This window comes from Pedobacter ginsenosidimutans, assembly GCF_001442625.1.
Lineage (GTDB): Bacteria > Bacteroidota > Bacteroidia > Sphingobacteriales > Sphingobacteriaceae > Pedobacter > Pedobacter ginsenosidimutans.
Genome location: NZ_LMZQ01000016.1, coordinates 35,763 through 58,555, shown reverse-complemented (window position 1 = coordinate 58,555; position 22,793 = coordinate 35,763). Strand labels below are relative to the sequence as shown.

Below are 22,793 nucleotides of genomic sequence, written 5' to 3'. Positions count from 1 at the left end.
GGTGAAGCTACACAAACTAGGGATTGATGGTTTGAGCTAAAATGTTTCATCTCTTCAATTAAATTCCGGTACAGCTGTATTGTCATCAGTTTTGGCCGAAGGAACAATGCTTTTAATATAGCCACCTTCTTTTAAGAACGGGATTACATGCCTGCCGGCCAATCGTACAGCATCCGATGATCCTTTGGTGGCCTCAATGCGTATGCAGACTACAATATGGCCATTGCCAGTTGCAGTAGGTGCAAAAAACACATACCAGCCATCATTAATCTGCTGTTTCTTCCAGATCCGCTCCGGTGTACCGGTTTTACCAGCAACGGCCAGTCCAAGCGTTTGCACTTTTGGACTGCTCTGTTTGATCATATACTCCTGCATCAGCCTGGCGTATGTCGGATTGTTTACCAATTTCGTACCAGTTTTTATCGCCTGAGGCTGATCGCTCACTTTAAGTACAAACCTGTTTGCAATCATGTTTCCATTATTTGCAATACCCGCAGCCATTCTTGCTACTGCCGCCGGGGTTGCAATAAGTGCTCCCTGCCCCCAAGACATCCCGGAAATTCCCTTTGCCCTGGTCTTTCGGATATTGTTGGGATCATACTTTGGTTTGGTGTTGAATTCGGTCCTACGCCAAAGCTGTTTCCATTTTTCTTCCTGTGCTGCGTTTTCGCTGGGCTTATTGTAATAATACCCTCCTGCCCCATGCAGGAACATGCCTGTTTTTAAGTACAGCTCGCCCATGTTTTCCTGCAGCTGCTCCTGGTTTGCAAGTTTGATGAAATAGACGTTGTTGGATTTCACCACCGCCCGTTCCAGATCAATCCATCCCGTTTCATCCGGCTCAATACCTTTTGTACGGATACGCTCCCATGAGGCCACCTGGTATTTTTTTTCGGCAGCGGCCATGCCCAGTTTATTGAAGGATGCCATGGCGGTAATCAGCTTAGCGGTTGAGCCTGGCTGTGTGAAATTGGTAAAGCCAAGGTCAGCGGTCGTTGTCCACCCCGAAAGCTGGTTCTGTTCTGCATTGGTCATGGTTAACCGTTCCCAATCATGTATGGGTGGCAGCGGATATACGGCTGAAGTAAGCACATCACCAGAACTTGCTTCCATGATCACTACAGAAACACGGTTATCCGATAATGAAGTGTCGCGGGCAATTGACTTTTGGATCTTGGTCTGCAGGCCGGCATCCATTGTTAACTGTACATCGCGGTTTTTATTTTTAAAATCTTCCACCTCTTTGCTGCTGATTCCGGCAAGGAGCAGCGGAGAAAGAGCGCCGTAATCTTTTTTCACGACCGTCATTTCCTTAACTCCCCGTGCCAGGAAACGGTTTTCACTGTATCTCTTTGCAAGTACTGTAAAGCTCTTTACAGGCAGTTTAAAGCCGCGAAGTTCGGCCGCGTGTTCATAATCGGCAAAATAGCCATTAATACTTCCGTTAAATATACCTGAATTTGCATCGCCTGTCCAAAAAAACAGTTGTTCTTCGAAAGGATAATACCGGTCTAAACGCTGATGTACTGCAGAATCGAGATTGTAATTCGGAATACCTGCGCCAATAAGTTTGAAGTGTTGCGCCCTCACACTGTCAACGTTACTGGTTGCCATTAAAATGCCCTTGCGGTCGTGTATGGTTCCGGCTTTTAAACGGCTCATCAATATTGCGATACGGGGATTGTAACTGAACATTCTCGCGCCGCTACGGTCGGCTACCAAGGCCGGCTGTACCACCCATTTCCGGTTGTTTAGCACATAGCCCGCTACATTAGCACCCAATAGCAGGATGCCCAAACAGGCAGCAATCAATGCCGGCACAAGGTTTTTGTCCTGCGCCTTGGCGATGTACTGCATCTGTACTTCGCTGCCCCGGACAGCAGATACCGACATCAAAAATCCGGCGGCTAAAAAATTGAGTACAAGTGATGATCCCCCATAACTTTGAAAGGGCAGGGATACCCCCGATAGCGGTAGCGCTCCGGTAGAACCACCCGCTATGAGCAGAAACTGTACAAAGGTGGATACGCCGACCCCTGCACTTAAATAAAAGAGAAATGGTGATCCGGTCCTCCTCCCGATAATAATGGATCGGTGAAGGTACAACAAGAACAGCAGGAAGATGCACAATATGCCCGTTAATCCAAATTCTTCACCTATCGAAGGTAGGATCATATCGGTATGTGCTTCAGGAATGGTTTTGGCAAAGCCCTGCCCCACGCCCTGGCCGGTTGCGCCACCTGTAGACATGGCCCACAAACCGTTGGCCACCTGGTCGCCGCCATAAACCTCATTGTTCCATGCATCCTGCCAGATTGCTTTGCGATCTCCCAGGCGTTGCACCGGCCCAGGGAAAACGCGGTCCAGATATGGAATCTGATCAATCGTTAAAAAAGCCGATATGATCACCAGCACCATGATGGCGGACTCACTGAGCTGTCTGCGCCCGAAAAACATCAGCGTACCGACCAAAAGCAAAGTAATCGCGGTGGATATCCATACGTTTTCAAAAATCCATGAGGCCAATACGTACAACACGATAGCGCCTGCCATGAACATAAAATCGCCCCGGGAGAATGAAAACAGTATAATAAAGGTGAAACAAACCACCATCGCCGGACCAAGGTCTCCCAATATCAGAAATAACATGAGGGTTAACAGTATCGCCAATAGGGCAAAGGAGAAAAATGACCATCGTTTTTTCCAGCTCATATATTCACTGATCAGTTTCTCGTTTACGGCAAAAAATCCTGCGAGAAAAAAAATGATCAGATACTTTACCACTTCACTGGGCTGAAATCCGAACAAGTTTACCTTTACACCACTTCCTTCTGGTCCGGTTCCGAATAAGATCGTGAGTGCCAGCAATCCAATGGCGGCCAGGGCCCAGGGCCAGCCGTTTGCAGCTGATCGGATGTTCTTAAATAAGAGCAGGCGATAAACCCAGGTATCGGTATTGAAGCGGCGCAGTTTAATGCACATTATCAATAAGATACCCCCGAAACCCATGAGCAGGTATAAGAGGGAATCTTTAGCTAAAAAACGGTCGCGCAGTGGATCCTGCAAACTCAGCAGCATAAGGAATGATATGCCAGTAAGCATCATCACTACGGGCAATATGACCTGATCGGCAGTGCTGAATTTCCATGACAGAATGAAGTGGACAAGTAAAAATCCACCGATCAGGCTTCCGCAGATGATTAGAAACCACTTGTTGAATTCTTCGGGTGTTCTGATGATCAGTGATTTTTCCTTTTTGAGGATATTAAAGTCCCTGGTAGAGAAAAGCTTTATCGTATGTGGACGCTGTTCAAATGTGAAGGTGGTATTTTCATCAAGATTTTGTACGCCCTTTGAGGCGCCAAACTGAAAACCTGGTTTTAAAGGCAATATTTTGAATGCCTGGTTGCCGGGCAAGTTGGCAAAAGTAAATTCCCCGGTAGCACCAGTACGGGCATAGGCGGTAAGCTGTATTAATTTTCGTTTATTGGCAGTATCCAAAGTATAAACCTTTGTGATGCCATTTGCTTTTTCAGTTATATTTTTGATGGTTTCTGTCGGCTCATCATTGTAAATACTGTCCTGTGGCAAGATCATTTCCAAACGTACCAAAACACCTGGCGCAGCTTTTTTATTTTCTATAATTTTCCCACTGATATCATGCTCACCTATGGCGAGGTTTACATTGGAGGGGTACGTGCGGGGTTTATTTTGCTCCTGGTCGAATCTAAGCGAATCATCACCGGTATAACCAAGCAATGCACGGGATGCCAGCACCCTTGCTTTAAATGATTTACCCCCTTTTTCAAAAGCCTCATCTGCAGGTAAAAAGTACCTGCGTTTGTTCACTTCGCCAATGTTGTCGAGTTGCTCGGCATTTGGCGTTGCAGATGCAATGGTTTTTTCGATCAGATCAATGTCTCGCTGATCTTCAAAATAGTAACCTTTTTTAAGTAGGTTACGGATATGTTCGGCAGGTTTTTCGGCATTCAGGTTAACCATCGTACCAGCTTTTAAGCGTGGTGCAACTTCTGCAAATCTGGGCTGAATGATCGCGTATAATTGGTAGAAGAAGAGCGCGAGAACAGTTGCGGTTGCTAATATGAAGATCCGTTCCTGAGTCCGGCTCACTTTGACAGTTCCTTTATTCTGCTCCATTTTTTGAATCTGCGGTTTTAGGGGTGTTACCTTTTAGTGTACCAATCTTCATCAGTTCTGCATTTACCGGTTTCCGGTCAGGGAAATGGATACTATTCTGTACAGGGATTAAGCAATTGGTAAAAGTGACATTTTTGAGTAACAGTGCCTGGTCTGAAATGGCGATAGCAGTAGCGAAGCCTTTAAACTGCAAACTGTCCAGCTTCAATAGCCTGGATTGAGACAGCATCGTTATAGCTGTACCTTTGTATCCGCTATCCGCTTGCAGCACAATGCCCTTTGCGATAACATACAGGGTATCTTTCCGCAGGCGTAAAGTATCGCTGATTAGTACCGGACTTTTAAAAATCGAGTCGGATAGTACCAGCGTGTCCCCCAGGGCATGGTCAAATGCATCTTGTAGCAACCGCTCCTGACTGTTTCTCACTTTTTGTTTTGGCGATGGATTTAGTGTTGAAACAGGGGCTACTTCGTGCTGGTGCTGCAGGTGCATAAATATGGTAGTGCCAAGCAGGATGAGGCATAAAATAACCAGCGCGGTGAACCGGTAATTTCTTTTGGGCGCTGCATGAGTTTCCGGTGCTGGATTTTCAGGCATCCGTATCGCCTCATTATTTTCTGTCCCTGCGGCTGCCTGGGGCTGTTGTATAAAGTCTGGCCTGGTTGGCATTACCTTTTGAGGCTCCTTGTTGTTCTGCAGCAGCACAACGGTGATGTTGTCACGCCCGCCGTTTTCATTGGCAAGCGCGATGAGATTGCCTGCTTTTTTAGCAAGTGTATCTCCTTGTAGAAGCAGGGTGGTAATATCCTGCCTGTTTACCATATCGGTTAGCCCATCACTGCATAATAAGAGCAGATCGCCTGGCAGGAAAGGAGATTGACCGGTTTCAATATAGCTCTCATCTGTAGCAATCTGATCACTGAAACCAATCGCCTTATTAATTTCATTACGTTTTGGATGCTGCATCGCAGCGGCCTCATCCAATCTTCCCGAATCTTCCAGAAAGCCCACAAATGAATGGTCTTTAGAGATTTTGATCAGCGATCCGTCCCGTAGCAGGTATAATCTGGTATCGCCAACATGCGCATAATAAAATTGATTATGCTCGATATCCGCAATTACCATAGTGGCTACGCAGGCCATTTCAGAGAGGTCTGTTTCTTTTTGCTTTTTGGCAATGATCATTTCATTTGTATTCCTGAATGCCATGATCATCTCCGAGATTGGATCGGCCGGACGATCTGAGAATTGCATCGAAATCTGCTCGGTTGCAATACCTGCTGCTACTTCACCGCCATGATAGCCACCCACGCCATCTATTACAGCTGCCAAAATCAACTGATCGTTGATGAGGGACTTGACAATAAAGCTGTCCTCGTTGTTGTCTCTGGATTTGCCGGTGTCTGTGAGGCCTAAAAAGTGTTTATCCATTTTTATTACGGGAATTTTTAATGTCTTTAAAATGAACGATCATCAGCGCAACAACAAGTGATAACAATAAAATTGATAGCAGTTGCGACATAAGTTAGGATTTAAATAGGTTTATACCAATTATACCGTTGAGCAACATCCTGGAGTTCAGTGGCAAAGAAACCCATTGCGGTGAATTAATTTCGCTGCGTTGTACCAAAACCTCGTTCAAAGTAGTAAGCTCGCCGAAAGAAGCTAAATAGAAATTGCCGTCTGTTTTGTTATAGCGGATGTGTAGGTGTGGTGAATTAGCCCATTCTGAGGCGATCTTGAAAATATTGGAGTCTTCGCGTTCGTCATCATTTCCCGAAACGATAGTATCTTCTGTTTTAATCAGGAACTCGATTTTTTTGCCGGAAAACTGCTTGTCGGGTATAATGGCTTCCAGCCGACCGAGAACGGCCTGGTCTTTAGACGGGGCCGTATTACCATCAACATATTCCAATTGAGCATCGTATGGGATTTCCATATAGCCTTCGCTATAGTAAGTGAAGCCCTTTAAAATATCGTTGTTAATATCGAATGTCTGCGCAATACCGGTTTGTCGGGGAATGAAGGTTACCCGTAGATTTTCCGATTTCTGATTGTTGTCTGGCAGCAGTTTTCCGATAAAGCCCTTATCGCCCCTTGCATAATCCGGATGTGATACCAACCGGAATACCCATTTTGAGCCGGATGGCTCTACATTTTTCCCGGCTTGCCGGTGTTCCCTTAAAATTGCATAGAATTTTTTGACTGTTTCCTGTACGATTAAGCCCAAAATTCCTTGTTTATTGTCTATAAATTCATGGTAATCTTCAGCGTTGAAGGTGATAATGAATTCATGATAAAAAACGATACGATCGGCAAAAGATAATTCCCTGATAGACTCCTTAAATTTGTCCACGATAAAGCTGTAAATGGTTTCCGGAGTGAGTTGCAGTGCTTTTTGGTCACTGCTTTTGTTTTCATCGGTCAGAAACCAATCCTGAATACCGATACGCTGCCAGAAATTTGATTTTGTTTCCATAAGTTAGGGTGCCTATGCGGCGGTTAAGGGCAATTGTTTTTTAAAAAATTAAAACTGTACAGGGCTAACTGAAGTATCAGGGTTAAGGTCTTCTGTGCTATCGGCAGCTTTATCTCTGGCTTTTTTGATCTCCGCGTTGATTGCACTATCCACCATCCGCTTTGCTGCTGCTGCTTCAGCCAGCTTGCGCTGATTCGCGATTCTCCTTCTTTCCTGTGCTGTGGTATCAACTGCCGGTGGGATCGAATCTATGGGTTGGATAGCTTGCTGTGCCTGTGGCTCGCTGCGAAACTGCGAATAGCCCAAGAAAGCAATCAATCCAATAATTGAAATGATCATAAGAGCAAATGCAAAATGAGGCAAGAGTATACCTTTTCTTTCCGGGGCCTGCGCTGTACTTTCCAGAGTCAATACCTGTTTGCGGAGCATTTCGTTCTCTGCTTTGAGCGAATCCATAGCTGAATGGTCTATGGGTAAAACATTGCCCGATAAGCTTCCGCTAAGTACTGCTTCATATAAGGCCATTCCATCGCTGTACCTGAGCATAGGATCTTTCTGCAGGCATTTTTCGATCAGTTTTAGGAGCCAATCCGGAACCTGCATTTCACGGGTTTTCTGTTCCCCGGTCCAGCCCGTGGGCAAGTTTGCTTTGCGCAGACCTACTACGTCAGGCACTTCGCTTTCCATATGACTGATCATTACCGAATTACGTCCGGTATCGCTATTTCCAGGCAGAGGAAAGGGAACCTGACCTCCGAGTAATTCATATAAAATGATGCCATAACTGTAAACATCGGTTTGCAGCAGCATTTTACCTTCATTTTGTTCGGGCGCCATAAACTCCACCGCACCTGCATGCCGGATACTACTTCTACGCTGCTCCTCACTCATAATAGCCAGTCCAAAATCCAGCAGCACATAGTTCGCTGTATGCAAATTGTATTTAACGTTGTTACTCTTAACGTCGCCATGTTTTACCCCAAGTTTATGGCAATGCTCGAGGGCGGCAGCGAGGTGTTGCGCAACTTTTATGACCTCGCTTAGTGTAAATATCTTTTGATGTGGGGGTTGAAGCAGCTCACAAAGGTCAGGCCCTTCTATATACTCCATTTCTATAAATGGGAAAGATCCGCTTTCGGTTATGCCAAAACTGAGCATTTTTACAACATTCGGACTGGGATTCTCATTTACCTTTAGCAACTTTGCAACCTCGTTTTCAAAATTGCGGTAATTTTTATCATCGCGGTTTTCGGTGTATATTGGAGTAGGGATTAATTTCACCGCGGAGTAAATTGCACCGATGCGTTTCCCTTTATATACCGATCCCTGTCCGCCCGTTCGCAGCGCTCCTAAATTCTCTAACCCTTCTGTAATTGTAAATACTTTACTCATATTTCTCCTTATAACAATAATAGGAATTTTTTGTTGCCAAATAATAATTTAATGCGATGGGGGCATACACAGCCCCTCCTTTTTTTTGCCTGGCCTGGAGAAAATTTCCACTGTTGCCAGCATTATCCGATTTATAACATGAGCTGGTTAAAAAATTATAATATCCCTAATAACGTGCCTCGGTTTCATATCTTATTTATGGAGCCATTATTATGCCAGAACCCAGGTTGGTAATTCAACAGGGTCATTAGTACGAAGTAAAAAATGGTGGGTCCGAACTTTCGCCGACTCATCTATTGAATTATATGCGTTATTTGGTCAAAAAAACAACTAAACACCAAAAAGAAGCTTGCAATCAATGATTTGCAGCCTTTTAGTTTTTTTAATGATTTCTGATACTGATTCCAGTAGAGCCGAAGGGAGTCGAACCCTTGTCCGGTTGCAAAGCCAGAAAGGCTTTTGGCAAAATCATTAAACAGTACATCTATTAAAGAATCACTATCACATAAGTCGACAAGGACTTTTATATCTTTAATTCTTTTCGGAGTGTTCAAAACTTACCCGTAAAGTAAAAAAGAAATCCACTCCATCTCTCAGGAAAGAAAACCTGGAAAATTTACAGCGACCACCATCTTTTTGTCTCTGAATTTCTGGCGTTGGTCGATTAGCTTCCCAGACTGGTATAATGCTGCAATTTGCGCTGAAACGTTTCCAGTGGTTGCACGTCTTAATATCAGAACAATCAATAAAAACATTATAAAAATTAAAACTCAAAGCATATGAAAACTTTATTCAAAACATTATTCGCATCATCTTTAGCATTAGTATTATCTACTGCAGCAGTATTATCAGCTAATGCATCTGAAACCATCAAACCTGTTCATGCTTCAAAAGCATTGAGCTTCAAACGCATCAAAGTAAACGGAAATGTAGAGTTGACCATCATACAGGGAAAACGTACCGGCATCAGCTATGCAGATGAAAACACCGGCAAAGTTAAGGTTATGCAGAGCGGAGATGGTTTAGAGATTACCTCTTTGGATAACAGCACCGCAAAACTTACCATTTACGTAAATGATATTTATCGCATCCATGCAATGGATAACGCTAAAGTAAAAACACAGGGTAAAATCAATGCGCAATATTTGCAGGTTTTCTTAAGCGGAAATGCATCGCTCGACTTAAACTCACAGACTGAAGGGTTGTATACTGTGATCGAAGATCATGCTGATTTAACCTTAAGTGGTTCAACTGGCGACCATATGCTCGTAATGGGCAACAAACAAAAGCTGACCATGGATAAATTCGTTGCAGCCAATACAAAAACCAGCGTAACCACTGAAAATGCACTAGCTTCCCTTAACAAATAAAAAAAGAATTATATTTTGGTTCAGGCGGTCTGTTTACGGACCGCCTTTTTTGTTTAATCGATATAGGTCTGTTCTCGATCACTTCCACAACAGGTTTTTCTCCATCAATTACATCAGATAGGATATGCCGTTTCGCTTTTAGGCTCTGAGAGCACAAAATAACTTTGAACAGTTGTGATATTGGGCAGTGTAGCGAGTTTGTTCCGCAGAAATTCGTGGTAATCATCCATATCCCTGGTAGCGATACGGAGAATAAAATCGTGAGCACCGGTCATCTGCAAACATTCCATTACCTCGCCAAACTTCGAAACTTCGGTTTCGAATTCGATCAGGGTTTTAGCTGTATGTTCTTTCAACAGTACATGCGAAAAAGCAATCAGGTTTCTGTTGATCTTTTTCCGGTCGAGAATGGCCACAATCCTTTTAATATAGCCTTGTTCCTTTAATCGTCTTATCCGTTCATGGATAGTGGCTATAGATTTATGCAGCTTCAAGGATACTTCTTTATTGGTTAAAGAAGCATCATGTTGCAACAATTTTAATATTTCTACATCAACCTGATCTAAATCTCCGTGGGTCATAAACGTTAATAAATTGAAAAAAAATATAATGGACCTTCAAAAAAACAGTCAAAACCAAAATAAAGACTAAATTTTCATCAAAAAAGCAGAAATTTTCTGTAAAAAACAACATGTATTGACGTAAAAAATTATAATACTGAATTTTACCGAAATAAAAATCAATCAAAATAGCTATTGCTACACGATTTAATCAACAGTCATGACCACAATAACAGCAAATAAAATGACTTCTGCCATGGAGGGAAAATTCGAACATTTATCGCTTCTGATTGGTAACACACCAATGCTTGAGCTCACCTACACCTACCAGGGGAGTGTAGGCAAAATTTATGTTAAATGCGAGCATTACAACTTAACTGGCAGCATTAAAGACCGGATGGCGCTTTACACCCTAAAAAAAGCCTATACCGAAGGTAAGATCAAAGCTGGCGATCTGATTGTTGAAGCCACCAGTGGCAATACCGGGATTGCATTTGCGGCCATAGGTAAAGCTTTGGGCCATCCGGTTACCATCATTATGCCAAATTGGTTGAGCAAAGAGCGCATGGACATCATTAAAAGTTTAGGTGCAGAGATTATTCTGGTGAGCAAAGAAGAAGGCGGTTTTATCGGCAGCATTAAACTTGCAGAACAAATGGCAGCAAACGATCCAAATATTTTCTTGCCTAAGCAGTTCGAGAATATCGCCAATCCTGAAGCACATGAGCATACCACAGGTAAAGAAATCTGGGAACAATTGCGTTTGAAAAACCTTTCGCCCGATGCTTTTGTTGCCGGAGTAGGTACTGGGGGGACTATTATGGGAGTAGGAAATTTCTTAAGGAAGCAAAATCCGGCCATTAAGATACATCCATTAGAGCCTGCAGAATCACCAACCTTGACTACTGGTTATAAAGTGGGCAGTCATAGGATACAGGGTATTTCTGATGAATTTATCCCTGAAATTGTTAAGCTTAACGAGCTTGATGAGGTGCTACAGGTAAATGATGGCGATGCCATACTCATGGCACAAAAACTGGCCGAGAAACTTGGGCTGGCTGTAGGCATATCATCGGGCGCAAACGTGATCGGTGCCATAAAGCAACAACAAAAAATGGGTACAAAAAGCTGTGTGGTGACTATCTTTTCGGACAGCAACAAAAAATATTTAAGTACCGATTTAATGAAGGTAGAGCCTGTTAAAACCGGATACATTAGTCCTGAAGTAGACTTTATCGATTACCAGGCCTTTAGCAGATTACATTAATCAAAACAATCAACAAATAAACCACAACATGAAAAAAATCACACTTTTATTCTGTGCCATATGCCTGATCAGCCTTAGCGCATACAGCCAGATTTTAAAACCTGTAACATGGAGTTACGCAGCAAAAAAAACCGGTCCGAATACGGCTACTGTTTTCATTAAGGCCACTATAGATCAGGGCTGGCACTTGTACTCGCAATTTGTTAAAGATGGTGGTCCGGTTAAAACAACCTTTAGTTTTCCATCATCGAGTGCTTATACCCTGGTTGGAAAAACCATCGAACCAAAAGCCATAACCAAATTCGAATCTACTTTTAAAATGGATGTAAGCTATTTTGAAAAATCGGTAGTGTTTCAGCAAAAAATTAAGCTAAAAGGCAAAACTGCAGTCGTTAAAGGCAATGTAGAGTTTATGGTATGTGATGATAAGCAATGTTTACCACCAGAACAGGTAGATTTTAGCATTCCTGTAAAATAAGCGCAAAGAGCATATGACATCCTTAAAAAAAATCTGTCTCGGTTTACTGTTCTGTTGCACAATATCCTTAAATGGATATGCACAGGACAGTACAAATACCGAAGAGCTGACTTTTACAGAGATTAAGCCAGAAGCGGTTGACAGCGCAATTAAAGCAACTGATACTGTTGCTAAAATAGCTGTTCCTGTTCCTGCTGCTAATCAAAAAACCATTGCCCAACCAAAAGAAGAACACAAAACCTTGTGGGGAATTTTTATTGCAGGTTTTGTTGGCGGTTTAGCAGCACTGCTGATGCCCTGTATATTCCCCATGCTGCCCCTTACGGTAAGTTTTTTCACTAAAGGATCAGAAAAAGGAAGGGCCTTTCGGCGTGCGGCACTTTACGGTTTTTTCATCATCCTCATTTATGTGGTGCTTGGGCTTTTGGTAACGGTAATTTTTGGTGCCGATGCCCTGAACAGCCTGTCTACTAATGGTATCTTTAACTTTTTCTTCTTCTTATTGCTGGTTTTTTTTGCAGCTTCGTTTTTAGGGGCATTCGAAATTACCCTGCCCTCATCCTGGGTAAATAAGATGGATGCCAATTCTGATAAAGGCGGTATTGCGGGATTGTTTTTCATGGCCGGAACATTGGCCCTGGTATCTTTCTCCTGCACAGGCCCTATTATCGGCACGCTACTGGTACAGGCAGCAACAACAGGGGCTTTATTAGGGCCTGCAATAGGCATGTTCGGTTTTTCCCTGGCCCTGGCCATTCCTTTTGCACTGTTTGCACTCTTTCCATCGGCAATGAACAAACTGCCGAAATCTGGCGGTTGGTTAAACAGCGTAAAAGTAGTATTGGGTTTTCTTGAACTAGCATTCGCATTAAAATTTTTGAGCAATGTAGATCTGGCCTACCATTGGGAGTGGTTTGACAGGGAAATATTCTTAAGCTTATGGATCGTTATTTTCGGGATGATGGGCATCTATCTTTTGGGTAAACTGAAGTTTTCGCATGATAGTCCGCTGGCATTTATCTCCGTACCAAGGCTTTTTCTGGCAACAATAGTTCTTTCTTTTACCATTTACTTAATCCCTGGTATGTGGGGCGCACCGTTACGCAGTGTATCGGCTTTTCTTCCCCCACAGGAAACACAAGATTTTGACCTCTACACTGCTGGATTATTGGCAGGAAAACAAACATCAACAAATGATGGCCCACATAAATATGCAGATAAGTTCCATGCACCGTTAAAGCTGAATGCTTATTTCGATTATAGTGAAGGTTTAACCGCAGCCAAAAAACAGAACAAACCTGTGCTGATTGATTTTACCGGCCATGCCTGCGTAAACTGTAGAAAAATGGAAGCTAATGTTTGGCCGGACAAAGATGTGTACAAAATGATCAATGATGATTATATACTGATCCAGTTATATGTAGATGATAAATCGGAACTGGCCCTGGATGATGTAGTGACTACCCCGGAAGGGAGAAAACTCAATACCATTGGTAAAAAATGGAGTGATCTGCAGGCCAGGAAATTCCAGTCTAACTCACAGCCTTTTTATGTACTGCTCGATCCCAAAACAGAAGCACTACTGACACAACCACAGGGTGCAGATTATGAAGTAACAAATTATAAAAAATTCTTAGAAAGCGGATTAAACGCTTTTCATAAGAAATAAAAAAATACTGGTCATTGTAGAAGTATGGCTAGTAGTTAGTGATAGTTAAGACAACGATATGGGCATTGCCGGATGGCATGCCCATTTTTACCACCAGATGCGTGTGATAAGACACACCTGATCCCAAACTTAAAATTTTTGTTGCCGCTGTATTATCAATAGTAAATACGGTTGTCAACGCACAGTCCCTTTACCAGTGGAAAACGGCCAGCAGTGGCGGCGCAAAAGGCATTCAGCCTATCAAAAAACAATGCATTGAGTGAATTGGAGGCCGAAAGAATTAGTAAAGACGGGATAATTTATACCTATCTCGCGGATAAAAAACTAGGCTACGGCTACGATTCAAGAATAGATGTCTATTCTTGAATCGTAGCCGCTGGGTTTCGATGACCTCAAGTCTTTCCATGAGCAGAACATTTCTGGTAAAAACTATAACTACTGCGTTGTGGGTTCAGAGAAAACCATCAAAATAACCGATCTTGAAAAACTTGGAACATTGGTTAAGTTGGATTTATCTACAATTTTTGGCTACTAAAATTAAACAATAAACTGAAGTCCCAAGGTCGTTGATCGTTGGGACTTCTTCATTTCATAGGGCTGGGGCCAAAGGGCCAACCATCTTTCAAAAGCCGAGTAAAATTGGTATGGCGCATCGAAAGCTGATGCACACCCATTCCTGCATAATTATGCCCACATAAAATTATATTACTAATGTTGTTTTTCAAGATAAAGTCAATTACATAACAGATATGCGTATCCAGGTTGATAATATATTCATATTCAAGCCCCGGCAACGTTAAGGAAATACCTTTCTTGCATAGAATTGCTAATGGGGTAGTACTTGAATCAAATGACCATCCTCCAAGCCATCCCACGGAGCAAAAATATGGGTGCTTGCAAAGTTTGTCTTCATCAGCAGTAATAAGCAAAATTAAAACGAATCGTTATCCGAAATTGTATATACTCAATACTAATATACAAGCATATGGTAATCCTTAAATATTGCCTGATATAAATTTAACACTAAATAATATTATTGATTTAATAATTATTATTCAAGGTGAGACCATTAAGTTCGGACTACTCCCAGTTAATATTTAGCTGTGCCAATTGTTTTGCACTTTAAATGCATTTATTTAAAATATTTACATGTTTATTTCGTGCTGAAAAACCACTATTTCAAGGCGCAAAAAAGCCCTTAAAAGTTAATTTAAGGGCTTAATATAGGTGTGGAGAATATCGGATTCGAACCGATCACCTCTTCACTGCCAGCGAAGCGCTCTAGCCAAATGAGCTAATCCCCCAATTTTAAATATTCAATAACCAAAAAATTAAATAATCATTCGGTAATTGAAACAAGCTTCCTGCCTGAGCAGCAAAAATAGCAAATACTTTCTCGAATGCAAATCATAATTCATTTTTTAATTAATCTTTAGGTTTAAAAGCAAACATGGCCATTAAACAGATTACAGCAAAAACCGATTGCATAGGATAATTGATGAACAGAAAAAGTACAAATGTGGCAATAAGCAACAGCACAAAAAACATAATCGCCTTAAAAGCGGTATCCATATAACACATGGCTATAATAGCCAAAAGATAGAAAGGAATAATAACGGCAGCTATAAACATCGCCGAAAATAAATTCCTAATATTAACCGAACATTAAATATCCTTTAGGTTTAATTCCTTAAAGTTTTGAATTAAATATATTCGCTAACCTCTTTTTGTTTAATAGTTCCTGATAGGCATCTACAAATTGCGCAACGCTATAACCATCCATCAAAGCATGATTTACATGTATAGAAACCGACATTATTTTTCTTCCGTTTTCATCCCTAACCTTGCCAAAAGATATTTTAGGGCAACTGTCCTGATAAGCAAAATTGCGGGCGTGTGATAAAGAAGTGAAATTTAACCAGGGCAATGCCGAATAATGGATTACATTTTCACCCGATGAGGAAGGGATTAAACCTGTACTGCCTTGCACCTTTTCGATCTCGTTATTGGCTGCTGTTCTAAAATTTTCAAAATCATGATAGAAATCCATGTAACCAAATCCAAATGTACCGTTTGGTCTGTTGATGGTAGCTGCGGCATTCACGCGATTATACTTCCAAACTTCGCCATCAATAATGCGGTAACTAAAAGGCTCTACCTGATTTGCGGCAACCAGCGATTTGTGCAGATAAAGCAGGAAAAAAGAAACATTATGTTCTTTTGCTTCTTCGTAGGTAGCAGTACAGTCTACCTCTACTGTTACGCCAAAGAAAGGTTCATCAAAGGCGCTAAAAAATTTAAAATGATCTTTTCTGATCCAGGTGTTTATATCTATTTTTTCTTTCATTCAATTAATTTTGGTAAAACCTCAGACAGACTTTCCATCTGATAAAAATTTGCATGTTCAATGGTATGATCAATATGCTCATGTACCCATGTGGTATGGAAGGGGATGTGAACAGCATGTCCGCCAATATTCAGTACGGGTAAAACATCCGATTTTAAGGAGTTGCCCAACATCAAAAACTCTTCAGGTTTACAATCCAGGTGTTTGATCAGTTTTTGATAATCTTTTTCCTGTTTATCACTCATAATTTCAATATGGTGAAAATAATGATCAAGTCCTGATTTGGTGAGCTTGCGCTGTTGATCGAGCAGATCGCCTTTGGTCGCAACCACTAATCTGTATTTTCCATACAGGGCTTTAAGTACTTCTTCTACCCCATCAAGCAATACAACTGGTTTATTGAGCATTTCCTGTCCGAGTTCAATCGCTCTATTCATAATGATAGGATCTATTTTGCCCGAAGTGATCCTCAATGCAGTTTCGATCATACTCAGCATAAAACCTTTGATTCCGTAACCATAGATTGGCAAATTGGCAATCTCAGTTTTATAAAGCTCTGCCAAAATGTTATGATGAGGCATAAAATCTTCTAAAAGACCTGCAAACTGTTCTTCGGTTTCACGGAAATAAGGTTCGTTAACCCAGAGGGTATCATCAGCATCAAAAGCAATTACAGTAATTTGATTTTTCATGGATATGCTTACTTTAGTGCCACAAAAGTAAAGCAACAACTCCCTCTAAAAAAGGACATTTGTCTCGACTAAATAAATATGCTACGTACCAATCTTACTTTCTTATCCTTTATTGAACGTTTTTGCGCCGAAAATGAAGGAGAATCCATTACACTTAAAAACTTTAAAGGGGGATATAGATTTATCGAACAGGGCGAAAAAATCAGCAATATCTACATCATTAAAGATGGGATCAGCAAATGTTTTATTTCTGAAGAAAACGGCAAAGATTTTATCATCGAATTTTTAGGTAAGGGTGAAGTAGTTGGCGAATTAGAAGCTTTAAAAAAGATTGATTGTTTGTGCAACGTAGCCGCAATAAGTGATGTTACAGCTTATGTTATCCCTGACCATCTATTTCTTTCCTTGATTAATAAAAGTAGTGAATTTACTACAATCTTACTCCAGGAATTGTCTACAAGAATTATACAAACCAGTACACGGGCGTCCTTCCAACAGCTATATACCTTAGAGTATGCACTTTTAAAATTACTCAAACTGCAGGCTGACGAGCATATTTCCATCTCCAAGGAAGACATGGCTGCCTACCTGGGCATCTCCGTAAGGAGCTTTAACAGAAGCTTAAAGCAGGTGATAGATAAAGGTGGTTTTGATACGCCCGAATTTAAAAACATCCTACAGCTAACCAACATGAAAAGGCTGCTGGAAAGATTAAAATAAGCAACGTATTTGTGGTATAATTATTGCTTTGAGGATATTTTAAAGTTAGCTGTAACGTTTCGGTAATTCGACCCGTTTATGTAGAAAAAAAATTAAGCGCTGTTTTTGCGCATGTGATGACACACAAATAACCATATATATACAAATGAAAAACTACAACCACCAATTCACTTTAAGATTTCCAAGTTAATCGATATTGAGGAGTGGCATCTATTTAAAATGGATCACTCTGCAATGAAATGATATCCTTAATTATCATCTAATAAAGCCTATGGCAATTGCCCATTCGCGATAATTGATTTCAGCTAATCTTAATTAAACATGAGTGCTTATATAAACATCTACACCAATTCATTAACAGACGATCTTATCCCAACAATTTTAAAACGTTTAAATGAACATGAAAATGTTCTGGATATTAACTCCTCTTTTTCATTTAGAAATCCGAATGGAAACTTGCCAATCGTTTTTAAATGGGACAAACCCAGTTTGGAAATATTTAACGAAAATAACCTAAAACTAAATTTTGGCGTATCCCTTAAATCATTCGACCTTAAGGAGTACAAGAAAAAGCTCTTTAAAGACAAAATCATCAAACAGAGTTTTGTCCAAAAGATCATGGGATTATTTAAAAAGAAAAAAAGAAAGGTTGCAAAACCTGTAAAACTGAGCGCAGAGGTTGAAGCTCAGCTTCAAAATTATAACAAAGTATTTTCTTTAAAATATCATTCGGGCCATGTTTTCGAAAATCATTTTGCAACCTTAATTTGTGCAATTATTACCGAGCTAACCAATGGCGTTTGTCATTTTACCCAAGAAAACGTGTGGTATGACGCTAAAAATGTGTTAAGAGAATCGTTGGTTAACTTATACACACTTGAAGAACTGCCTAATCACATTAACAAGAATGCGGTAGCAGTTGCCAGTTAAAAAACATTTTTAAAGCCAATATTAATCCGCGTTAAATAATAACGGTGATTGATATTGGCTTTTATTTTTCTTCATATATAAATTTAATCGAGACTATAAAAAATTAGATTAAATGGGATATATTCGAACAGATTAATTGCTCGATAAATGAATACATTTGAAGAAACAGGTGGTGCCAGAATAGGTGGATTTAAGGCAACCTGGCCTTTTGCCACTTTAAAAGTAAGCGAATTTAAACTCGAACTTAGTGCATCCATCAGGGGTAATTTTGTTTTTAAACGCTCAGATATTATCGCCATTACTCCCCACACTTCTATATTAGGTAGTTCAATCAGGATTACCCACCGTGTTGAAAAATATAACAAAGACATCTTCTTTACCTTTCTGGGAAATGCAGAAGAGCGGATGGCAGAAATTATACAAACCGGTTTTCTTAATTATACCGAACCTACTCCAGATCATATTGACCAGGAGATCAGCCAGCTTCAGGCCCAAACTGGTTTCCCGACTAAAATTCCATTTGCCGTTGGCATAGTGGTGATCTGGAACTTACTGTTCTTATCCGATTTTTTCAACGTATTCTATACCAGAAAAGAGACAGAAATATTTGGTATTGGTGTTGGTACGGCGCTTGCTTTCGTATTTTTAATTTGCATATCATTGCTCACTTCAGATGTAGCCAGGCAACTGATGCTAAAGAACGGCAGCAGTACTGCTGGCATTAAACCTTTTTTATTTTTCACAGCCTTTATCACATTTATACTATTTATTGCTGGTTTTCTTCCTCAATACCTATCAAATCACTAAACATTTAAGGACAAAACTTGTTAGTTAAGTTAACAAAAGGAAAGACGAGAAACCTGACGAAATCAGGAAATCTTTTTTTAGTTTTATGGCAATGTAAACACCTTATTTAGTACTCATCATAATTTATATATTCCAAAATTCTATTTAAAGCAAAAGCATGAATGTAGAAGAAGTTTTTAAGAACAACGAAAAATGGATTGCCGAGAAACTGGCCATTAATCCTGATTATTTTACTGAATTATCGAAAGGTCAAAGCCCTGAGTTTTTGTACATCGGCTGTTCAGATAGTCGCGTTACAGCAGAAGATTTAATGGGTATTCAACCAGGGCAGGCTTTTGTGCACCGAAATGTGGCCAATCTGGTAAACAACGTAGATTTAAACGTAATGACCGTTTTAAATTACGCCGTACGCCATTTAAAAGTAAACCATATTGTGGTTTGCGGCCATTACAATTGCGGTGGCGTTAAAGCAGCCATGCAACCTGCAGATTTAGGCATATTAAACCCTTGGTTAAGAAATATCCGCGATGTATACCGTATCCATAAAGAAGAACTAAATGCCATTGAAGATGAAAGTCAGCGTTATAACAGATTGGTAGAACTCAACGTTCAGGAGCAATGTGTAAACCTGTTAAAAACCGCAGCAGTACAGGAAGCTATCGCTGATCGCGGATTAACCGTTCACGGTTGGGTATTTGATATCCACACTGGCCGGTTAATTGACCTGAAAATCGATTTCGAAAAGATTTTGAAGGATATTAAGGAAATTTATAACCTCTATTAGTCCATAGTCATAAGTCCGAAGTCTTAAGTCCTAACGACATAAAAACCCCGCAAGTTTAAAACTTACGGGGTTTTATTATCTTCGGATTACTACCCTGAACTTCTGGCTCGAGACTGACTAACGTCCCATCCAACCGCCATCAACGGTTAAAATTGTTCCATGCACATAGTCACTTGCTGCGGAAGCTAAAAATAAAGTTGGTCCTTTAAAATCTTCTGGTGTTCCCCATCTTCCGGCAGGGATACGCGATAAAATAGAAGTGCTTCTGTCCTGATCTTCGCGTAAAGCTGTAGTATTATCTGTTGCAATATAACCAGGTGCAATGGCATTTACATTCACGCCTTTTGATGCCCATTCGTTTGCAAACGCTTTGGTTAAAGATGCAATTGCCCCTTTACTCGCTGCATAACCGGGAACGGTAATGCCACCCTGGAACGACAGTAAGGATGCCGTAAAAATTACTTTTCCGCTTCCTCTTGCAATCATTTCCCTCCCGATTTCTCGGGTTAAAATAAATGGTGCAGTTTGGTTTACCGCAATTACTTCATCCCAATACTCATCCGAATGCTCAGCAATTGGCTGACGTAAAATCGTTCCGGCATTATTTACCAAAATATCGATAACCGGATGGTCGGCCTTTACCTGAGCTGCAAAAGCCAGGGTATTTTCTCGTTTACCAAAATCACACTGGTAAGCATAAAACTTTCTACCCAGTGCTAAAACTTCTTTTTCTATAGCGCTACCTTCTAATTCAAGACTGGCAGAAACACCGATAATATCGGCACCTGCTTCGGCCAAAGCTAAAGCCATTGCTTTTCCTATTCCTCTTTTACAACCGGTAACTAATGCAGTTTTACCTGCTAAATTAAATATGTTAGACATGTTCTTTATTCTATGATGCATTTAAAAAAAGATCTCTCTCCCGAAAGTTCGGGACTGTGCTCCAGTCGAGATGACAACTGTAAATTTATTTCAGTTCGGTGATGGCACAGTGATCCATATCACCATAATCTAAATTTTCGCCAGCCATACCCCAAATAAAAGTATAGTTGCTTGTGCCTGCGCCTGAGTGGATTGACCAGTTCGGCGAAATAACCGCCTGATCACTTTGCATCCAGATGTGGCGGGTTTCTTGTGGCTGGCCCATAAAGTGGCAAACACTCTGTCCTTTCGGAACCTCGAAATAGAAATAAGCTTCCATCCTCCTATCGTGCGTATGTGCCGGCATGGTATTCCAAACACTGCCCGATTTTAACTCGGTCATACCCATCTGCAACTGGCAGGTTGGTAAAACACTGTTCACCAACAACTTATTTATTATTCTATGGTTTGCGGTTTCAGGCGTACCTAATTCTACAATCTCTGCTTCTGCTTTGCTTACTTTTTTGTTAGGATAAGTGTGGTGTGCAGGGGCAGAATTAATGTATAACTTAGCCGCCTCACCTGGTGTGGCAGATTCAAAAAATACTTCTTTTGTACCCTTACCAATGTATAAAGCCTCTTTATAATCCAATTCGTATTTTTCGCCGTCAGCGGTAACGATTGCTTTTCCACCTACATTGATAATACCCAGTTCCCTACGCTCTAAAAAGTAGGTCGCTTTTAAATCATCAGGGTTTGGAAGTGCTATTTTCTGATCAACAGGCATTGCACCACCAACAATATATCTATCAAAATAAGATAAAGTTAGGTTTACCTGGTTTGCCTCAAATACGTTTTCAATCAAGAAATTATCCCGCAAAGCTGCGGTATCCATTTGTTTAACTTCTTTAGGGCTCTGCGCGTAACGGCTTTCGAATTTGTTCATTGGTTAAAAATTGAGTTTTGCGATGGGACCTAAACCGATATCAGATCCTATCCGCAAATATATTTATACGATACTTATTATTTGTATTAATACTCAACTTTATAATCCTTTTTTATGGTTTCTCCGCTCCAGGCTTTTAAACTGGTCCATGGTGTGGGTGAATCTGCCCAAAATTTATTATCGGCAGGCAAACCTAAGGTTAAAAAGCCCAAGGTGGCCATATATAAACTTCCTGTAGAAGTATAGGTATCGGCCACTTCTGGTTGATGGCCATTAAAGCCAAGCACCAACCATCCTTTATCATCAAAATTCTGGTTTCCATCATACAGTTTATGCATTACAGCGGTTAAGCCGCCACGAACTTGCGATGGTTTTACATATTCTGGCAGTTTCTCCATTAACGCTGTTTGCGCGAGGGCCTGAAAGGCCGCCGTACGGTAAGTGATCGAACGGCCGTAGGCAGGATAAGTGCCTTCTGGTGAAATGATCCTTTCCAAATATTCAGAATAACGTACCATTCTTTTCAAGGCTATATCATAATCGACCTGAGATGCTCTTTTCTTATCGACCAATACCTTTAAAAGATCAACCAGCATGGGATGGATCACATAAGAATTGTAATAATCCATGCTAAATTTTTCGCCATCACTGTACCAGCTATCGCCTACATACCATTCTTTCATTTTATTAATCGAGAATTGAACACGTGCAGGATCGTACTGTTCACCAATGCTCAATAAAAATCCTTCAGTTAAGCCCGAAAACAATAACCAGTTATTGTAGGCGCCACTTCTGGTGCGTAGCGATTTAAATTCTTCTATAAATCTTTTTTTGGTGAGCTCATCAAGCGGTTCCCAGAGTGCTTTTGGCGCACGCAAAAAAGCATGTGCAACATAAGCAGCATCAACAATAGGCTGACTTTCTGAGCGGTAACTGATATAATCAGGGCTTGCAGGGTTTACTGAATTGGCCAAAGCTTTTAAAAGCTCGGTACGCATGGTTTTTCTTAGTTTACCCTCAGTGGAATCATCATCTGGTAAAGCCAGCCATGGTGCAACTCCTGCAATGGTACGACCCAGGGCTTCGAGATACGTAACTTTGGCTACGTTTAAGCCATAGCCCGGGGCTTTTTCTAATGGCATGTTCTTTTTTAAAGTTTCGTTAGCCAGGTTGTGGATTACCGGGTAAGCAATGCGGTGTAAAGTTTTAACCCAAAAAGCACGGTCTTCGGCACCTGTTGCAGGTTTCTTTTGTGCATTTGCCAACTGAGAAAAAATCAGCAGGGCAGAAAAAATCAGTTTGTATTTCATTATAATTGTTTTAATCAATTTT

19 protein-coding genes and 1 tRNA gene are annotated in these 22,793 nt (G+C 40.9%); 8 read left to right on the top strand and 12 right to left on the bottom strand.

Going from position 1 to position 22,793, the window contains the following annotated elements; genetic code table 11:
* Positions 1-54: 54 nt before the first annotated feature.
* The 4 genes from ASU31_RS18685 to ASU31_RS18670 form a co-directional block, all read right to left on the bottom strand.
* On the bottom strand, positions 55-4,158 hold the full coding sequence (locus ASU31_RS18685; RefSeq protein WP_057933802.1) for an FtsW/RodA/SpoVE family cell cycle protein: 4,104 nt from the start codon (positions 4,156-4,158) through the stop codon (positions 55-57).
* Positions 4,145-5,590 carry a PP2C family protein-serine/threonine phosphatase gene (locus ASU31_RS18680; RefSeq protein ID WP_057933801.1) on the bottom strand — a complete coding sequence of 482 codons (1,446 nt, stop codon included), beginning with the start codon at positions 5,588-5,590 and terminating at the stop codon, positions 4,145-4,147. Before ASU31_RS18680 ends, ASU31_RS18685 begins: the two co-directional genes overlap by 14 nt.
* A gap of 94 nt (positions 5,591-5,684) precedes the next feature.
* On the bottom strand, positions 5,685-6,638 hold the full coding sequence (locus tag ASU31_RS18675) for a hypothetical protein (RefSeq protein ID WP_057933800.1): 954 nt from the start codon (positions 6,636-6,638) through the stop codon (positions 5,685-5,687).
* A gap of 48 nt (positions 6,639-6,686) precedes the next feature.
* Positions 6,687-8,030, bottom strand: a complete 1,344-nt coding sequence (locus tag ASU31_RS18670; protein ID WP_057933799.1) for a serine/threonine protein kinase — start codon at positions 8,028-8,030, stop codon at positions 6,687-6,689.
* Positions 8,031-8,809: 779 nt separating this feature from the next.
* On the opposite strand from ASU31_RS18670, the gene ASU31_RS18665 reads away from it, so the two are divergent.
* Positions 8,810-9,400 (top strand): GIN domain-containing protein, encoded by a 591-nt coding sequence (locus ASU31_RS18665; RefSeq protein ID WP_057933798.1) that lies wholly within the window; start codon positions 8,810-8,812, stop codon positions 9,398-9,400.
* A gap of 113 nt (positions 9,401-9,513) precedes the next feature.
* On the opposite strand, the gene ASU31_RS18660 is transcribed toward ASU31_RS18665, so the two are convergent.
* Positions 9,514-9,981 (bottom strand): Lrp/AsnC family transcriptional regulator, encoded by a 468-nt coding sequence (locus ASU31_RS18660; protein ID WP_057933797.1) that lies wholly within the window; start codon positions 9,979-9,981, stop codon positions 9,514-9,516.
* Positions 9,982-10,180: 199 nt separating this feature from the next.
* Here ASU31_RS18660 and ASU31_RS18655 point away from each other — a divergent pair, with 199 nt between their 5' ends.
* From ASU31_RS18655 to ASU31_RS18645, 3 genes are read left to right on the top strand one after another with little or no spacing between them, the layout of a single operon-like run.
* Positions 10,181-11,227: a PLP-dependent cysteine synthase family protein gene (locus ASU31_RS18655; RefSeq protein WP_057933796.1), complete on the top strand. Its 1,047-nt coding sequence runs from the start codon at positions 10,181-10,183 to the stop codon at positions 11,225-11,227.
* 28 nt (positions 11,228-11,255) lie between these two features.
* Entirely contained in the window at positions 11,256-11,705 is a 450-nt protein-coding gene (locus tag ASU31_RS18650; RefSeq protein WP_057933795.1) for a protein-disulfide reductase DsbD domain-containing protein, read from the top strand.
* 13 nt (positions 11,706-11,718) lie between these two features.
* Positions 11,719-13,374, top strand: coding sequence for a protein-disulfide reductase DsbD family protein (locus ASU31_RS18645; protein ID WP_057933794.1), 1,656 nt, complete (start codon positions 11,719-11,721; stop codon positions 13,372-13,374).
* Between the two features lie 1,230 nt (positions 13,375-14,604).
* Here ASU31_RS18645 and ASU31_RS18630 read toward each other — a convergent pair.
* From ASU31_RS18630 to ASU31_RS18615, 4 genes are all read right to left on the bottom strand, one after another.
* Positions 14,605-14,678 (bottom strand) — tRNA-Ala (locus ASU31_RS18630).
* A 121-nt stretch (positions 14,679-14,799) separates the two neighbouring features.
* Positions 14,800-15,006: a hypothetical protein gene (locus tag ASU31_RS18625; RefSeq protein WP_057933791.1), complete on the bottom strand. Its 207-nt coding sequence runs from the start codon at positions 15,004-15,006 to the stop codon at positions 14,800-14,802.
* Between the two features lie 58 nt (positions 15,007-15,064).
* Complete coding sequence (locus tag ASU31_RS18620) at positions 15,065-15,721, bottom strand: chloramphenicol acetyltransferase (RefSeq protein WP_057933790.1); 657 nt, start codon at positions 15,719-15,721, stop codon at positions 15,065-15,067.
* Entirely contained in the window at positions 15,718-16,413 is a 696-nt protein-coding gene (locus ASU31_RS18615; RefSeq protein WP_057933789.1) for an HAD family hydrolase, read from the bottom strand. Before ASU31_RS18615 ends, ASU31_RS18620 begins: the two co-directional genes overlap by 4 nt.
* A gap of 78 nt (positions 16,414-16,491) precedes the next feature.
* Here ASU31_RS18615 and ASU31_RS18610 point away from each other — a divergent pair, with 78 nt between their 5' ends.
* From ASU31_RS18610 to ASU31_RS18595, 4 genes are all read left to right on the top strand, one after another.
* On the top strand, positions 16,492-17,133 hold the full coding sequence (locus ASU31_RS18610; RefSeq protein WP_083505427.1) for a Crp/Fnr family transcriptional regulator: 642 nt from the start codon (positions 16,492-16,494) through the stop codon (positions 17,131-17,133).
* 321 nt (positions 17,134-17,454) lie between these two features.
* Positions 17,455-18,063: a hypothetical protein gene (locus ASU31_RS18605; protein ID WP_057933788.1), complete on the top strand. Its 609-nt coding sequence runs from the start codon at positions 17,455-17,457 to the stop codon at positions 18,061-18,063.
* 147 nt (positions 18,064-18,210) lie between these two features.
* A complete protein-coding gene (locus ASU31_RS18600; RefSeq protein ID WP_057933787.1) occupies positions 18,211-18,870 on the top strand; it encodes a hypothetical protein in 660 nt (219 codons plus the stop codon).
* A 157-nt stretch (positions 18,871-19,027) separates the two neighbouring features.
* Positions 19,028-19,654: a carbonic anhydrase gene (locus ASU31_RS18595; RefSeq protein ID WP_057933786.1), complete on the top strand. Its 627-nt coding sequence runs from the start codon at positions 19,028-19,030 to the stop codon at positions 19,652-19,654.
* 117 nt (positions 19,655-19,771) lie between these two features.
* On the opposite strand, the gene ASU31_RS18590 is transcribed toward ASU31_RS18595, so the two are convergent.
* The 3 genes from ASU31_RS18590 to ASU31_RS18580 all read right to left on the bottom strand — a co-directional run bounded on the left by ASU31_RS18590 (position 19,772) and on the right by ASU31_RS18580 (position 22,771).
* The gene (locus ASU31_RS18590; RefSeq protein WP_157258109.1) at positions 19,772-20,536 is read right to left on the bottom strand and encodes an SDR family NAD(P)-dependent oxidoreductase; all 765 of its coding nucleotides are present in this window, start codon (positions 20,534-20,536) and stop codon (positions 19,772-19,774) included.
* A gap of 85 nt (positions 20,537-20,621) precedes the next feature.
* Positions 20,622-21,461 carry a 5-dehydro-4-deoxy-D-glucuronate isomerase gene (kduI, locus tag ASU31_RS18585; protein ID WP_057933784.1) on the bottom strand — a complete coding sequence of 280 codons (840 nt, stop codon included), beginning with the start codon at positions 21,459-21,461 and terminating at the stop codon, positions 20,622-20,624.
* 86 nt (positions 21,462-21,547) lie between these two features.
* A complete protein-coding gene (locus ASU31_RS18580; protein WP_083505429.1) occupies positions 21,548-22,771 on the bottom strand; it encodes a DUF2264 domain-containing protein in 1,224 nt (407 codons plus the stop codon).
* Between the last annotated feature and the right edge of the window lie 22 nt (positions 22,772-22,793).

Excerpts from the sequence above, each read along its gene's own strand:
- ASU31_RS18685 (WP_057933802.1), bottom strand. The coding sequence starts at position 4,158 with ATGGAGCAGAATAAAGGAACTGTCAAAGTGAGCCGGACTCAGGAACGG.
- ASU31_RS18680 (WP_057933801.1), bottom strand. The coding sequence starts at position 5,590 with ATGGATAAACACTTTTTAGGCCTCACAGACACCGGCAAATCCAGAGAC.
- ASU31_RS18675 (WP_057933800.1), bottom strand. The coding sequence starts at position 6,638 with ATGGAAACAAAATCAAATTTCTGGCAGCGTATCGGTATTCAGGATTGG.
- ASU31_RS18670 (WP_057933799.1), bottom strand. The coding sequence starts at position 8,030 with ATGAGTAAAGTATTTACAATTACAGAAGGGTTAGAGAATTTAGGAGCG.
- ASU31_RS18665 (WP_057933798.1), top strand. The coding sequence starts at position 8,810 with ATGAAAACTTTATTCAAAACATTATTCGCATCATCTTTAGCATTAGTA.
- ASU31_RS18660 (WP_057933797.1), bottom strand. The coding sequence starts at position 9,981 with ATGACCCACGGAGATTTAGATCAGGTTGATGTAGAAATATTAAAATTG.
- ASU31_RS18655 (WP_057933796.1), top strand. The coding sequence starts at position 10,181 with ATGACCACAATAACAGCAAATAAAATGACTTCTGCCATGGAGGGAAAA.
- ASU31_RS18650 (WP_057933795.1), top strand. The coding sequence starts at position 11,256 with ATGAAAAAAATCACACTTTTATTCTGTGCCATATGCCTGATCAGCCTT.
- ASU31_RS18645 (WP_057933794.1), top strand. The coding sequence starts at position 11,719 with ATGACATCCTTAAAAAAAATCTGTCTCGGTTTACTGTTCTGTTGCACA.
- ASU31_RS18625 (WP_057933791.1), bottom strand. The coding sequence starts at position 15,006 with ATGTTTATAGCTGCCGTTATTATTCCTTTCTATCTTTTGGCTATTATA.
- ASU31_RS18620 (WP_057933790.1), bottom strand. The coding sequence starts at position 15,721 with ATGAAAGAAAAAATAGATATAAACACCTGGATCAGAAAAGATCATTTT.
- ASU31_RS18615 (WP_057933789.1), bottom strand. The coding sequence starts at position 16,413 with ATGAAAAATCAAATTACTGTAATTGCTTTTGATGCTGATGATACCCTC.
- ASU31_RS18610 (WP_083505427.1), top strand. The coding sequence starts at position 16,492 with ATGCTACGTACCAATCTTACTTTCTTATCCTTTATTGAACGTTTTTGC.
- ASU31_RS18605 (WP_057933788.1), top strand. The coding sequence starts at position 17,455 with ATGAGTGCTTATATAAACATCTACACCAATTCATTAACAGACGATCTT.
- ASU31_RS18600 (WP_057933787.1), top strand. The coding sequence starts at position 18,211 with ATGAATACATTTGAAGAAACAGGTGGTGCCAGAATAGGTGGATTTAAG.
- ASU31_RS18595 (WP_057933786.1), top strand. The coding sequence starts at position 19,028 with ATGAATGTAGAAGAAGTTTTTAAGAACAACGAAAAATGGATTGCCGAG.
- ASU31_RS18590 (WP_157258109.1), bottom strand. The coding sequence starts at position 20,536 with ATGTCTAACATATTTAATTTAGCAGGTAAAACTGCATTAGTTACCGGT.
- kduI (WP_057933784.1), bottom strand. The coding sequence starts at position 21,461 with ATGAACAAATTCGAAAGCCGTTACGCGCAGAGCCCTAAAGAAGTTAAA.
- ASU31_RS18580 (WP_083505429.1), bottom strand. The coding sequence starts at position 22,771 with ATGAAATACAAACTGATTTTTTCTGCCCTGCTGATTTTTTCTCAGTTG.